The sequence below is a fragment of the Nonomuraea corallina genome (assembly GCF_027620315.1).
Lineage (GTDB): Bacteria > Actinomycetota > Actinomycetes > Streptosporangiales > Streptosporangiaceae > Nonomuraea > Nonomuraea corallina.
The window spans coordinates 41324-54767 of the sequence record NZ_JAPNNL010000027.1; the positions used below are offsets into that span (position 1 = coordinate 41324).

The 13444-nt window shown below is 69.9% G+C and carries 15 protein-coding genes; 10 read left to right on the forward strand and 5 right to left on the reverse strand.

What is annotated here, in order from left to right:
- Positions 1-37: 37 nt before the first annotated feature.
- The gene (locus OUY22_RS10015) at positions 38-412 is read left to right on the forward strand and encodes a hypothetical protein (protein WP_270154556.1); all 375 of its coding nucleotides are present in this window, start codon (positions 38-40) and stop codon (positions 410-412) included.
- 134 nt (positions 413-546) lie between these two features.
- Here OUY22_RS10015 and OUY22_RS10020 read toward each other — a convergent pair whose 3' ends face one another.
- The gene (locus tag OUY22_RS10020) at positions 547-1149 is read right to left on the reverse strand and encodes a hypothetical protein (RefSeq protein WP_270154557.1); all 603 of its coding nucleotides are present in this window, start codon (positions 1147-1149) and stop codon (positions 547-549) included.
- A 186-nt stretch (positions 1150-1335) separates the two neighbouring features.
- On the opposite strand from OUY22_RS10020, the gene OUY22_RS10025 reads away from it, so the two are divergent.
- Positions 1336-2331 carry a DUF418 domain-containing protein gene (locus OUY22_RS10025; protein WP_270154558.1) on the forward strand — a complete coding sequence of 332 codons (996 nt, stop codon included), beginning with the start codon at positions 1336-1338 and terminating at the stop codon, positions 2329-2331.
- Here OUY22_RS10025 and OUY22_RS10030 read toward each other — a convergent pair.
- Together OUY22_RS10030 and OUY22_RS10035 are read right to left on the reverse strand one after the other, a co-directional pair.
- A complete protein-coding gene (locus tag OUY22_RS10030; protein ID WP_270154559.1) occupies positions 2321-2812 on the reverse strand; it encodes a hypothetical protein in 492 nt (163 codons plus the stop codon). The genes OUY22_RS10025 and OUY22_RS10030 overlap by 11 nt on opposite strands.
- Positions 2809-3348: a dihydrofolate reductase family protein gene (locus OUY22_RS10035; RefSeq protein ID WP_270154560.1), complete on the reverse strand. Its 540-nt coding sequence runs from the start codon at positions 3346-3348 to the stop codon at positions 2809-2811. Before OUY22_RS10035 ends, OUY22_RS10030 begins: the two co-directional genes overlap by 4 nt.
- Positions 3349-3516: 168 nt before the next feature.
- Here OUY22_RS10035 and OUY22_RS36755 point away from each other — a divergent pair, with 168 nt between their 5' ends.
- From OUY22_RS36755 to OUY22_RS10060, 6 genes are all read left to right on the forward strand, one after another.
- Positions 3517-3672 (forward strand): glycerophosphodiester phosphodiesterase family protein, encoded by a 156-nt coding sequence (locus tag OUY22_RS36755; RefSeq protein WP_333486650.1) that lies wholly within the window; start codon positions 3517-3519, stop codon positions 3670-3672.
- A 20-nt stretch (positions 3673-3692) separates the two neighbouring features.
- Complete coding sequence (locus OUY22_RS10040) at positions 3693-5540, forward strand: serine/threonine protein kinase (RefSeq protein ID WP_270154561.1); 1848 nt, start codon at positions 3693-3695, stop codon at positions 5538-5540.
- A 333-nt stretch (positions 5541-5873) separates the two neighbouring features.
- Positions 5874-6830: a siderophore ABC transporter substrate-binding protein gene (locus OUY22_RS10045; protein WP_270154562.1), complete on the forward strand. Its 957-nt coding sequence runs from the start codon at positions 5874-5876 to the stop codon at positions 6828-6830.
- Positions 6827-7801, forward strand: a complete 975-nt coding sequence (locus OUY22_RS10050; RefSeq protein ID WP_270154563.1) for an ABC transporter permease — start codon at positions 6827-6829, stop codon at positions 7799-7801. The genes OUY22_RS10045 and OUY22_RS10050 overlap by 4 nt, the downstream gene beginning before the upstream one ends.
- Positions 7798-8784 carry an iron chelate uptake ABC transporter family permease subunit gene (locus OUY22_RS10055; RefSeq protein ID WP_270154564.1) on the forward strand — a complete coding sequence of 329 codons (987 nt, stop codon included), beginning with the start codon at positions 7798-7800 and terminating at the stop codon, positions 8782-8784. Before OUY22_RS10050 ends, OUY22_RS10055 begins: the two co-directional genes overlap by 4 nt.
- Positions 8781-9539, forward strand: coding sequence for an iron ABC transporter ATP-binding protein (locus tag OUY22_RS10060; RefSeq protein WP_270154565.1), 759 nt, complete (start codon positions 8781-8783; stop codon positions 9537-9539). Before OUY22_RS10055 ends, OUY22_RS10060 begins: the two co-directional genes overlap by 4 nt.
- A gap of 123 nt (positions 9540-9662) precedes the next feature.
- On the opposite strand, the gene OUY22_RS10065 is transcribed toward OUY22_RS10060, so the two are convergent.
- Positions 9663-11213, reverse strand: coding sequence for an RICIN domain-containing protein (locus OUY22_RS10065; RefSeq protein ID WP_270154571.1), 1551 nt, complete (start codon positions 11211-11213; stop codon positions 9663-9665).
- 226 nt (positions 11214-11439) lie between these two features.
- Here OUY22_RS10065 and OUY22_RS10070 point away from each other — a divergent pair, with 226 nt between their 5' ends.
- Entirely contained in the window at positions 11440-12288 is an 849-nt protein-coding gene (locus OUY22_RS10070; protein WP_270154566.1) for a fumarylacetoacetate hydrolase family protein, read from the forward strand.
- Positions 12289-12318: 30 nt separating this feature from the next.
- Here the strand turns inward: OUY22_RS10070 and OUY22_RS10075 are convergent, their stop codons facing one another.
- Positions 12319-12561, reverse strand: a complete 243-nt coding sequence (locus OUY22_RS10075) for a hypothetical protein (protein WP_270154567.1) — start codon at positions 12559-12561, stop codon at positions 12319-12321.
- A gap of 183 nt (positions 12562-12744) precedes the next feature.
- On the opposite strand from OUY22_RS10075, the gene OUY22_RS10080 reads away from it, so the two are divergent.
- Positions 12745-13350, forward strand: a complete 606-nt coding sequence (locus tag OUY22_RS10080) for an RNA polymerase sigma factor (RefSeq protein ID WP_270154568.1) — start codon at positions 12745-12747, stop codon at positions 13348-13350.
- The last annotated feature ends 94 nt before the right edge of the window (positions 13351-13444 follow it).

Sequence of the window (13444 nt, forward strand, 5' to 3'; positions counted from 1 at the left end):
GGTCATCCGGGAACCAGAGCGAAACCGTAAGCGTTCGATGATTGACTGGCTCGAAGAGCGGGGGCGGCAAATGAGCAACGCGAGGCGCTCAAGAAGGCGAGAAAAACGGCGACGCGCCCGAGCGGCCGAGCAGGCGGCTAGGGAGAAAAGTGCGGTTCGCAGGCTTGCGCTCTACACGGTGGCCAGCGTTCTTGTTCTCGGCTGCTTGATCTATCTGGTGTTTCCGAGCGTGGGAGTGGCCGGCGCAAATGGCATCGCATCGTTCGTAATCTTCGCTGCAGCGAGTCCGCGCGACGGCTGGATACCGTTAACTGGTCCCCGTGCGATCTTTCGCGTCCAGGTCATGACCATCAGCGGTCTTCTGACTATAGCGTTCGTGCTGGCGTATGGAATCTTGGAGCAGATGGGGTGAGTGACCAACCGCGGGTCAAGCCCACCCGATTGACTCGTGACAGTGGCCGCTTTCCGAACTTCGGAAGGCGGCCATTCTGCTGTCCGCGTGACGTGAAGTCCGCAAGGACTTGGGCTGCGGGATGGGCGCTGCCCTCAGGAGGTGGTGCATGAGCTGGTTCCAGGCGGGGCCGTCGAACCGAACAGACCCGGGGCACCCCAGGCTCGGACGAGCTTGTCAGGCACCGGCGGGCTGCATACGCGGGCGTCGAACACGCCCTGGTACTTCCACGGGCCCTTGCCGCGCGTAGTCCAGTAGTACTGTGCGTCGATCAGGGCCACGACGTGGAACTCGTCGTCTTCGGGGGTGGCGCCGAAGATCATCCCGACGTGGACGGTGCCGCCGCCTGCCACTCTCCCGGCTCTCTCGGGACCGCCAGAGCCGTCAGTGGCGCCTCGTGCGGCGGCGGCGAGCTGATTTCGGGTCTCCTCGGTGATCGACAGCGGGAGGACCGAACCGGCCGGAAGACGATTCTCCTGCTCGTAGTAGTCGTTCTCGAGGTTGACCGTCCGCGTTGGCGTGACCGGCGCGGCTGAGACGGGCGCATGGCCGGAGCTGGACTGGTCAGGCTCCTGTAACACCACCGTCAGCGTCGCGATGACCGCGACGCTGAAAGCGATGACCAGACTTAAGGTGAGGAACAGGGCCGTTGACGTGCCACCACGCCCGCCGATGGCAGGCGGAATCGGATCACTCACCAGCGTTTTCTACCACGACCTTTCTCGCGTCGTCCTGGCCGATGGCGCTCCGCTCGGGCGCTTCGGGTGATGCCGGAAGGACGCGTTCCGTCCCTCGGTGAAACGGCCGAAAGGATGAGGCCGGGGGACGCGTACCCTGCTTTCGGCCGGTGTGGCGCCGTGGGACGGCCCGCAGGATGGGGGGCCATGTCACGTGAGGATGTCCCCCCAGGGCCGGGCTCTCAGGGCCTGGCCGGTCACCGTCCGGCCGCTCCCGACGGCAGGTCCCGGATCGTCGCGCTCGACGTGCTGCGCGGGTTCACGTTGTGCGAGATCCTGCTCGCCAACATCCAGTTGATCGCCGGTGGTGGCACCGCCGTCGTGGTGCGGCCGCTGGGGGAGTGGGATCCGTGGCTCGGGCTGCCGATCTTCTCGCTGCTGTTCGGCGTCGGGTTCTCCTTGCTGCTCGACTCCGCGTCGCGGCGTGTCGACCGGCCGCGGGTCGTGCTGCTGCGCCGGCTGGTGGCGTTGCTGGCGATCGGCCTGGTGCACATGGCGCTGTGGCCGGGGGAGGTCCTGACCGAGTACGCCGTCGTCGGCCTGTTGGTGCTGTTGCCATCAAGTTGGTTGCCGCGGTGGGCGGTCGCGGGTCTCGCCGTCGTGTTCGTGCCGGTCGCGCTGGTGGCCGGGGGCGGGCCGCTGCTCATCGCCGGGCTGTTCCTGGTGGGTTCGGCGCTGGTCAGGTACGGGGTGGTGGAGCGGATCGAGGGGTCCACCTGGGTGCCGCTGGGGCTGGGCCTGGTCTTCGCGGCGGGGGCGGCGGCGGCGCTGGGGGCGCGGGCCGGGGCGGGGCCGTCGTTCGCCTCGGGTCTGGCTGATCTGCTGGTCGCGGGGGCGGTCGTGTGCGCTCTGCTGGTGCTGCTCAGGACGCCGCTGCGGCCGGTGCTGCGGGTCGTCTTCGCGCCTCTGGGGCGGATGGCGTTGACCGGCTACCTGACGGCCACGCTGCTCGTCCTGGCCGCCGCCCACCTGCTCGGCCTGCCGATCGCGGAGTCCTCCCAGACCGCGTTCCTCACGGCGGGCGCCGTCCTCGCCGCGCAGTGGGCGTTCTCCACCCTCTGGCTGCGCCGGTACCGGCAGGGGCCTCTGGAGTGGGTCTGGCGCTGGGCCACCTGGGCGCGTCGCCCGGCGATCACGTCCTGACCGGCGGGCGACGCCGGTCGCACTCGGCCGTTTCCCAGGTGGCGGCCAGGTCGCGGCAGCGCACCGCGATGGTCCCGGGCCGGAAGGCGATCTCGTGGGCGCATCCGGCGGGGTCGGGCAGGATCTCGTCCAGGATCACCTCGCCGCGCATCCCGGCGAGGTCCAGCACGCAGCTCGTCACGCCCTGGTACGTGATCGTCAGGTCTTCGTCGTGCTTGAAGCAGCTGTGACGGAAAGCGAGCTCCAGGGACGGGTCCGCGCCGTCCGGCCCGTACGAGATCCGCGCCAGGGTGAGGTCCTTCACACACCGCGGGCCGAGAAAGTCGTAGTGCAGCGGATCCGTGGCGAACGCTCGGGCGCCCGGGGGCAGGGCGTCCGCGAGTTCGGGGAGGCGCTCCAGGTAGCCGGACGGGTCGATGACGCCGTCGACGACCTCGCCGCCGGGCAGGGTCATCGACGCGTCGAGATCGACGTACTTCACAGGACGCGCATCCACAGGTTGGTGGCGTGGGGGACCTGCGTCACGCTGAGGCGTTCGAGCTTGACGTCGGCGCCGCCGGGGTGGTCGAAGAGGCGGACGCCGTCGCCGAGCATGACGTTGGCGACGCAGGTGAGGATCTCGTCTAGCGCGCCGGCCGCGAGGCATTGGCGGGCCACGTCGGCGCCGATGACGTTGACGTACTTGTCGCCGGCGGCGGCCTTCGACTGGCTGATCGCGGTGTGGAGGTCGGTGACGAAGGTGACGCCTGGTACGGGCTTGGCCGGGGGGTTGTGGGTGAGCACGAACTGGGGACCGCTCCAGCCTCCGCCGAACGCCTCGCCCTCGTGCTCGGTGTCCTTGTACGGGTCGTCGCCGCCGTAGGAGCGGTTGCCCACGAGGAGGGAGCCGACCTGGGGGAGCAGGTCGTCGACGGTCGGGTTGGGCCCGAGGTGTTCGGTCAGCCAGGACATGTCGCCGCCGGGGCCGGCGATGAAGCCGTCCAGGGACATGGTCACTGAGTAGAGCATTTTCGCCATGGTTCCTCCTGCGATCGGACCTTACCTGGAGGAAGACCGCGCGGAGCAAAGAAAGTCATCGGGGTATGTTTTGTCCTGTTTTATGACTATAGGGCTTGCCTAGCTCTTTGAGGGAGAATCCATGCGCCGTTCCTTCCGTGTCCGCCTGTTCGGGGGCATTGCCATCTGCTGGACGTCACGGTCTGGACGGTCAACGACGTTGCCCTCGCCGCGCGCCTGATCGATTTCGGCGTGCCCGGAATTGTCACCGACTATCCCGACGAGTTGTGCGATCCGCTAGAAATGTCGGTTCCGCCGGAGATTTGGGTGCTGATTCGCGCCTGAATCACCCTAAGATCCCCTTCATGCAGCCACTGCGGCAGGGGGATCCGACAGCGCTGGGCCCCTACGTGCTTCTCGGTTTCCTCGGTGAAGGCGGCCAGGGCGCCGTTTTCGCCGGACGGGCACCCGACGGCACCGCCATCGCGGCCAAGGTGCTGCACGCCCGTTTCGCCGGTGACACCGCCGCCGTACAGCGCTTCCGGCGTGAGGTCGAGCTGGCCCGCCGGGTGGCCCAGTTCTGTACGGCACGCGTGCTCGACGTCGGATTCGCGGGCGGCGTGCCGTACATCGTCTCCGAACTGGTCGAGGGCGTCTCCCTCCAGCAGGCCGTACGCACGCGTGGCCCGTTGACCGGCGACGATCTGATACGGCTCGCGGTGGCGACCATGACAGCGCTGATCTCCATCCACCGGGCGGGCATCGTGCACCGCGATTTCAAGCCCTCCAACGTGTTGCTGGCCGCTGACGGGCCCAGGGTGATCGACTTCGGCATCGCCAGGGCGCTGGACGCCTCCTCCGTCACCGCCAGCAGTGTGGTGGGCTCGCCCGGCTACATGTCGCCCGAGCAGATTCGGGCCGAGCAGATCAGGCCCGCCTCTGATCTGTTCTCGTGGGCCGGGACGATGGTCTATGCCGCCACCGGTTCGCCCGCGTTCGGCCTCGACTCCATCCCTGCGGTCATGCATCGGGTGCTCAACCTGGAGCCTGACCTCCGGGCCATCGGTGAGCCGCTGCGTGACGTGCTGACGGCGTGTTTTCAGAAGGATCCCGCGCTGCGCCCTGACGCCCAGACGGCCTGGCACGCGCTGATGGACGGCTCCCCGGCCGCCGGACCCGTGACGCCTTCCCGGGACAGCGTGCCCGGCGACAACTCTCGCAGGGACAACGGACCCGCTGAGGCTCCCAGGGACAGCGTGCCCAGTGAACCCAAAAGGGACAACGGCCCCGGCGAGCCCGGGGTTTCTCGCCGTGAAACCACACCCGGGGCGCCTGGACGAGACCATGCCGCGCGCCGTACCTCCAAGTGGGGACGGCCTGTGGCGGTGGCGGCGGGGGTGGCGGTGACGGTGAGTGCGGTCTACATCCTGTGGCCCGCGCCCTTACCCGGCCGGCCCGCGGTCGCAGACCTGGCGGCCACCACCACGCTCGGCCCGCAAGCCTCGGCCCCGCCCGCTACCGCATCGCCGGCGCCTGCCACGCCAGCCGGCACGACCCCGCCGGCCTCCGCGCGGAAGGCCACCTCGAGCACCAGCCCGACCTCATCGTCGGCCACCACTCCAACCCCCACCCCGACGACGACTCCCACCCCGAAGACAACCCCCACCCGACGCCCCGCGGCGTCTGGACGCTGGGACATGAAGGGTGACGTGTCAGAGTGGGACATCACCGGCCCGCGCAGTGCCAAGCTGACCCGATACCCCGAAGGACCCGGAGGCCCCGGCTGGGGGTTCCTGATGTGGACGAAACGGCCGATGAGCACCAGCTTCACACTCTCGGTCCGCGCGCGCCTGCTCGAGCTCGGCCGCCGGGACAAGACCCCGAAGTACGGCTTGCTGTTCTCCAACACGGAGCCGGGCAACGACATCGGCTACTACGTCGAACCGCTCACCGCAGGCGGCATGCTCACCGTTCTGGTGATGGAGAAGGGCGCGTTCAGCTGGGAGCGCATCCCATGGCCGCTCGGGTTCGACCCCGATGACTTCCACACGCTCAAGGTGACCAGGAAGGGCTCGACCTATACCTTCTACGTGGACGGTCGACGGGTGTCCCAGCGTGAGGTGCCCGGAGTCGACCCAGAAGGTGTGGGCCGGGTCGGTCTGGCCGGCTTCGATGTCCTCGCCGAATTCCAAGACTTCAGAATGCGGAACTGACTTCCCTCATCGCCCAAGGCTGCGACGAGGCTGATCGCGGTGTGGAGGTCGGTGACGAAGGTGACGCCTGGTACGGGCGTGCACGGGGGTTGTGGGTGAGCACGAACTGGGGGCCGCTCCAGCCTCCGCCGAACGCCTCGCCCTCGTGCTCGGTGTCCTTGTACGGGTCGTCGCCGCCGTAGGAGCGGTTGCCCACGAGGAGGGAGCCGACCTGGGGGAGCAGGTCGTCGACGGCGGGGTTGGGGACAACTCATCGCAAGCCGGGGGGTGCCTTTTGTCCGATTTGGGAGGTGTATTAGGTTAGGCTCGCCTAACTTTCTGATTGGAGTGCCCATGCGTCGTCCCTTCCGTGTCCGCCTGTTCGGGGCCTTGCTCGCCCCCGCCGTGCTAGCGCTGCCCGCCTGCGGCAGCGAGGGTGCGACCGACGTGGCCGCCGCGACCGGAGGCGCCGCTCCGGAAGTGACCGTGACGCACGCCCAGGGCAGCACCACACTCCCCGCCAAGCCGGAGAAGGTCGTGGTCTTCGACCTGGGCGTGCTCACCACCCTCGACGAGCTCGGGGTCAAGGTGGCCGGAGTGCCGGCGGTCGAGGGCCTGCCGGACAAGCTCTCCCAGTACGCCGGCGACGGCTACCCCAAGGTCGGTTCGCTGTTCGAGCCGGACTACGAGAAGGTCAACGCGCTGGACCCGGACCTCATCGTGGTGGCCGGCCGGTCGTCGGCCGCGTACGCGGAACTAGCCAAGATCGCCCCCACGGTCGACCTGACCGTGGACAACGCGGCGTTCCTGGACAGCTTCCGCGAGCGGACCACGGCGCTCGGCACGATCTTCGGCAAGGAGGCGGAGGTCAAGCAGCGCCTCGACGCCATCGACGCGGCCGCGGCCGAGGTCAAGGCCAAGGCGGGCGACCGTACCGGGCTGGTCGTGCTCACCACCGGCGGCAAGATCAGCGCGCACGGCCCCGGTGGCCGGTTCGGCATGGTGCACGACGCTCTCGGCGTGAAGCCCGCCGCCGAAGGGCTGAAGACCGAGACCCACGGCGAGGCGATCTCCGCCGAGTTCATCGGCGAGACCGACCCCGACCTGCTGTACGTCGTCGACCGCGACGCGGCCATCGGGGAGAGCGGCGCGGCCGCCAAGCAGGTGCTGGACAATGCGCTCGTCAACGGAACCAAGGCCGCCAAGAACGGCAAGATCGTCTACCTCGACCCGTTCGCCTGGTACCTCGCGCCGACCGCGCTCAGCTCGGTCGACGCCATGGTCAAGGCCGTCGGAGACAGCCTGTCGTGACGCGCCTGCGCGCCTGGCACCTGGTGGCCGGGACGGCGGCGCTCGCCGTCCTGGCCGCCTGGTCGCTGTTCGTGGGCGTGAGCGACCTCACCCTGGCGGGCCTGCTCGACGGGCGGCCGGACGACGTACGGGTCCTCGTCGAGTCCCGGCTGCCGAGGCTGGTGGCCATCCTGCTGGCCGGCACCGCTATGAGCGTGGCCGGTCTGGTGATGATGCACCTCGTCGGCAACCGGTTCGTCACCCCGTCCACCGCGGGCACCACCGAGTCGGCCACCTTCGGCGTCCTCGTGGCCACGCTGCTCGCCGGCGGCGAGGCCCTGATCGTCAAGATGGCCATGGCGGTGGCGTTCGCGCTGCTCGGCACCTTCTTCTTCATGGCGGTGCTGCGGCGCCTGACATTTCGCGACATGATGCTCGTACCGCTGGCCGGCATCATGTTCGGCGGCGTCATCGGCGCCGCCACCATGTTCGTCGCCTACCGGGCCGACCTGCTGCAGAGCCTCGGCGCGTGGACGGCCGGCGACTTCTCCGGCGTGCTGCGCGGGCGCTACGAGCTGCTGTGGATCGCCGGCGCGGTGACCGTGCTCGGCTACCTGTACGCGGACCGGTTCACCGTCGCCGGGCTGGGCCGCAGCTTCGCGATCAACCTCGGCGTGCGCTACGACCGGGTGGTCAACACCGGGCTGGTGCTGGCCGCGGTCATCACCGCGGTCGTGGTGGTCACGGTCGGGGAGGTTCCGTTCGTCAGCCTCATCGTGCCCAACCTGGTCACGATGGCGCTCGGCGACAACCTGCGGTACGCGCTGCCCGCCACCGCGCTGACCGGGGCGCTGTTCGTGCTGCTCTGCGACATCCTGGGGAGGGTCGTGCGGTTCCCGTACGAGATCCCGGTCTCGACCGTCCTGGGCGTCATCGGCAGCGCCGTCTTCCTGACCCTGCTGGGCGGAGGCAAGCGGATGGGACTGCGATGACCGCGCCGACCGGGACCGCTCTCGCCGCCGCCCGCCGCCGCGAGCGCCGCCGGCTCGCCGTGCTCGCGCTGGTGGCCGTCGCAGTGGTCGCCGGGTTCTGCCTGGTCGGGCTCACCGGCAACTGGGAGTACGCGATGGGCATCCGGTCACGCAAGATCGCCACGATGGTCGCGGTGGGCGTGGCGGTGGCCTGCTCCAGCGTGCTGTTCCAGACCGTGACCGGCAACCGCATCCTCACGCCCGGCATCATGGGCTTCGACCAGCTCTTCGTGCTGGTCCAGACGTTGATCGTGTTCCTGTTCGGCGCGCTGGCGCTGAGCACGGCCGATCCGCGGCTGCTGTTCGCCGGTCAGGTGACGGTCATGGTGGTCTTCGCCGGACTGCTCTACCGGTGGCTGTTCGGTCGCGAGGGGCGTGACCTCTACGTGCTGGTGCTGGCCGGGGTCGTCTTCGGCACCCTGTTCGGCAGCCTGTCCTCGCTGGCCGCCCGGTTGATCAACCCGAACGACTTCGTGGTGCTGCAGGACAGCCTCTTCGCCAGCTTCAACCAGGTGGACCCGGGTCTGCTCGCCCTGTCGGCCGTGCTGGTCGCCGTGATGGCGGCCTGGACCGTACGGCTCGCGCACCGGCTCGACGTGGTCGCGCTCGGCCGCGACCACGCGCTCAACCTGGGCGTGCACCACGCCTCGGTGGTCAACCAGGCGCTGGTGGTCGTCGCGGTGCTGGTGTCGGTGTCCACCGCGCTGGTCGGCCCGCTCACCTTCCTCGGCGTGCTGGTCGCCAACCTGGCCAGGCAGCTCACCGGCAGCTTCCGCCACCTGACGCTGCTGCCCGCCGCGACGCTGATCTCGGTGATCGTGCTGGTCGGCGGGCAGCTCGTGCTGGAACGGGTGTTCACCATGAACACCGCGCTCAGTGTGATCATCAACTTCGTCGGCGGTGCCTACTTCATCGCCCTGCTCATCCGGGAGTCCCGACGGTGATCGAGATCAAGGACGTCACCAAGAGGTACGGCGACACCACCGTGGTCGACCGGGTGTCGCTGACCATCCGGCCCGGCGGCGTCACGTCCGTCATCGGCGCCAACGGCGCGGGCAAGTCGACGCTGCTGTCGATCATCAGCCGACTGATCCCCGCCGACGCCGGCACGGTCACCGTGGACGGCCTGGACGTGGCCACCACCCCCGGCGAGCTGCTGGCCCGCCGGCTGGCCGTGCTGCGGCAGGACAACCACATGTCGGTCCGGCTCACCGTGCGGGAGCTGGTCGCCTTCGGCCGCTTCCCGCACTCCGGCGGCCGGCTCACCGCCCGCGACCACGAGCTCGTGGACGAGGCCATCGGCTACTTCGAGCTGGACGGCCTGGCCGACCGGCACCTCGACCAGCTGTCGGGCGGCCAGCGGCAGCGCGCGTACGTGGCCATGGTGCTCTGCCAGGACACCGACTACGTGCTGTTGGACGAGCCGCTGAACAACCTCGACATGCGGCACGCGGTGCACATGATGCGCCGCGTGCGGCGGATGGCCGACGACTTCGGCAAGACCGTGGTCCTGGTCGTGCACGACATCAACTTCGCCTCCTGCCACTCCGACACGATCGTGGCGATGCGGGACGGCGCGGTGATCGCGCAGGGGAGCACGGCGGAGATGATGCGGCCCGAGCTGCTCCGCGAGGTCTACGACCTGGACATCGGCGTGCACGAGATCGGCGGCAGCCGCATCGGCGTCTACTTCTCCTGACAGAACACCGTGCCCAGCGCCCCGGCCAGGGCGCTCAGGATCATGGCGCGCACGCCAGGAGCGGCGACCCGGCTCGGACCATGAGGCGGGCCGCACGCTCACCTGTGGAGAACCGCAGGGCGGTCAGCAGCGGTTGATGCGGGAGTTCACCAGATTGATGTTGCGGATGACGATGTTGACGCCGCACGGGCTCTCGTTGATCGCCGAGTTCGTCAGCGTGAGGTTCTGCAGCGTGATGTCGGAGGTGACGGGGAACTCGCTGCGGGCCGCGAGGCGGATGTCGGAGCCGTTCACGGTGCCGCTCTGGGCGGCGATCGTGACGTTGTAGCAGTTCTCGATGAGGATCGAGTTGCTGCCGGTCTGCGCGATGTCCACCCGGTCGATCACCGCGCCGCCGCTCTCCGACACGCAGAAGACGCCGCGTCCGCCGCCGCGCGCCTTGACGGTGCCGACGCGCACGTTCACCGGGTACGAGCTGCCGATCCGGCCGTTGCGGTTGGCCATCCGGAACGCCGCGTACCCGGTGCCGGTGCCGGCGCCCTCGGCGTCCACGGTGCCGATCGTGGCGTTGATCGTGTCGTTCAGCAGCAGGCCGGACTCGCCGGTGTTGCGCGCGGTGACGGTGCCGATGGTGATGCCGTCGACGCCGTACGTCTCCACGCCGTGGCTGCCGCCGCCGGAGGCGTACACGCTGTCGATGCGGACGTTCCTGGTGCGGACGTTCCTGTTGGCGTGGTTGTCGATCCGCACGCCCAGCCCGGCCGAGCCGAGCCGCAGGTCGAGCTGCCCGAACGTGATGTTCGTGCCGTTGCGTACGAAGACCGCGAAGTACGGGTTGCCGGTCACGGCGAGCCTGGTGACCTCGACGTCGGTGACGTTCTGGGCGCGGACGACGGCGTTGTTGGCGCTGATCGTGCCGGAGACGTCGATCGTGCCGCACACCTCGAGGACGGTGTAGCTGGGCAGGTCGAGCGACTGGTTGGCGTTCATGCCGCCGGAGCCGCGGACGACCACCTTCTGCTTGGACGTGCGGCCCGGGGTGAGGCTGCCGACGGCGCGGCGCATGGCCTCGATCATGCTGCTGCCGGTGTAGAGGGTGGCGCCGCCGTTCCTGGCCGTCCACGTGCCGCCGCTGAGCACGGCCTCGGCGTTGTAGGAGCCGCTGCCGCAGCCGGAGGAGGAGCCGCCGCTCACCTTGACGAGCTGCCATTGCTGGTTGGCGCCGCCGAGGTCGTCCCACTGGGAGACGCGGGCGCCGTCGGCGGTGGACCACTCCCAGGCTTCCAGGGCCTTGCCGCTGTGCCGGTTGATCAGCCGGACGTGGCCGCCGTCGGAGTCGGCCAGCCTGAACTGCTGGTTCCAGCCATTGGCGTCGGACCACTGGACGATCTGGGCGCCGTTCTCGGCGTTCCAGGCGTACACGTCGAGGACCTTGCCGCTGTGGCGGGACCTGAGCCGGTAGTAGCCGTCGCCTGAGCTGACGAACTGCCACTGCTGCTGGTAGCCGTCGTTGCGGGCCCACTGCACGATCGGCGCGCCGTCGTTGGTGGCGAGCTCGTACACGTCGAGGGCCTTGCCGCTGTGCCGGTTGACGAGGACGTACCAGGCGTCGGTCTCGACGGTGGCGGCGGCCGCGGGCGGCGGCTGCGCGACGAGGGCGCCCGCCAGCGCCATGACCAGGGCGGCCAGGACGGTGAGCAGGCACCTCCGGGCTCGGGCAACGGATCTCACTGTCTGCTCCCATCCATTAGGGAAGCGCTTTCCCAGGACCAGATCAGCGAGGACGCACCGCCGCGTCAAGCGCGCCGGCCTCGGCGGCCTTTCTGCCTGCCGAAACCTATGGAAACTTTCATGCGATGTCTTAGGCTGGCACTCCCGGCATTTCACCAGAAGGGCACGCATGCACCTCGTCAGGTCCGCTCAATCGCCCCGCTGGGTGGTCCGCGCCGAGGACGGCGACCGGGCGCTGCCCGCCGGTTTCTCCCTCGGCGACGCCCTGTCCGCCGACCTCGGCCACTTCCGCGACCGGCTCGCCCGCGCCGCCGAGCCGGTCGAGCCGGTCACCCCCGCGGCTCCCGTCGACGCGGACACCGAGGTGTGGGCGGCCGGCGTCACCTACCGCCGTTCCCGCGAGGCCCGGGTCGAAGAGAGCACCGAACCCGACATCTACCAGCGCGTCTACGACGCCGAACGGCCCGAGCTGTTCTTCAAGTCGCTCGGCTGGCGGGTGCGCGGCCACGGCGAGACCATCGGCGTGCGCGAGGACTCCACCTGGGACGTGCCCGAGCCGGAGCTGGCCGTGGTGGTCACCGCCAGCGGCGAGATCGCCGGCTACACCGTCTGCGACGACGTCAGCAGCCGCTCCATCGAGGGCGACAACCCGCTCTACCTGCCCCAGGCCAAGATGTACGCGGGAGCCACCGCGCTCGGCCCCGGCATCCGCCCCGCCTGGGAGGTGCCGGACCCGTACGACCTGGCGATGACGGTGACGATCACCCGCGACGGCGTCACCGCCTGGTCCGACCGGGCGAACACCGGCCAGCTCCACCGCCGCCTCGACGAGCTGGTGAGCTGCCTGTTCGCGGCCGAGCGCTATCCCCGCGGGGTGGTGCTGTCGACCGGCACCTGCATGGTCCCGGGGTCGGACTTCACGCTGCTGCCCGGCGACCGGGTGGAGATCGTCATCGACGGCGTGGGCACGCTCGCCAACGACGTGCGGCCGTCCCGGGAGATCGTCTCACCGGCTTGAGCCGGGCCGCGTCCCGGGCGGACCGGCGGGTCAGTGAGCCGGGCGGCGGTGCTCGGCGACCAGGCAGCCGTTGCGGCTGACCCTGGCTCGCTCGTACGGGCAGAGCTGGCGGGTCACGTAGGACCGGGCGAGGGCGTCGGCGTCACGGCGGCCGACGCCCCAGCCTATGGTGTGCCACCTGGCGGCCTCGCCCGTGGTGTCCAGGACGGTGATCTCGAAGAGTTCCGCGGGTGTGCACCTGGTGTGGTCGTGTCCGGATGTCACCTGGTTCATGGCTGGAACCTGCTCCGCCGCCGCCGGGGGTAAACCGCCGCCCGCACCCGGGGGCCGGGGTGAGGGCCGGAGCGTCCCTGCTGAGGCGTCGTACGGGAGCGACCCGAAAAATTTCGTGACAATGGGAACTGCGCATCGCCGCCGCGGCAATCACAGGCGTCACCGATTCCGGAGAGGCAGCCGATGCGACAACAGAGCCCGCTGATGGATCCCGAGACGCTGGACGATGCCGAGATCATCGCCCGCTCCAGGGAGGACCCCGAGGGGTTCGCCGTCCTGTTCACCCGGCACGCGCCCGCGCTCAAGCGGTACGCGGTGCGCAGGCTGGGCGCAGAGGCGGCCGAGGACGTCGTGGCCGAGACGTTCGTGGCGGCGTTCCGCCAGCGCGCCCGCTACGACCTGACGCGCCCCGACGCCCGGCCCTGGCTGTACGGCATCGCCACCAACCTGATCGGCCGCCACCGCCGCGGCGAGATCGCGCTCTACCGGGCGCTGGCCCGCACCGGCGTCGACCCGGTCACCGAGCCGTTCACCGACGGGGTGGAGTCGCGGGTGGACGCGTCGGGGGCGCGGGCCGCGCTCGCGGGCGCCCTGGCGCGGCTGCCGGCCGGACACCGCGACGTGCTGCTGCTGGTCACCTGGGGCGGGCTCGGCTATGAGGAGGCCGCCGCCGCGCTGGGCGTGCCCGTGGGCACCGTCCGATCGCGGATGAACAGGGCCAGGGAGAAGCTCCGCCGGTCCCTGCGTGACATCGATCCGACCACGACGTATGAGGAGCACGGCTCATGAACGACAGGGAACTGCTCGACCGGCTGCGCGCCGAGGTTCCGCCGACGCTGGACACCCGGGCCGAGGAGGCCCGGCTGCGCGCGGCCATCGCCGA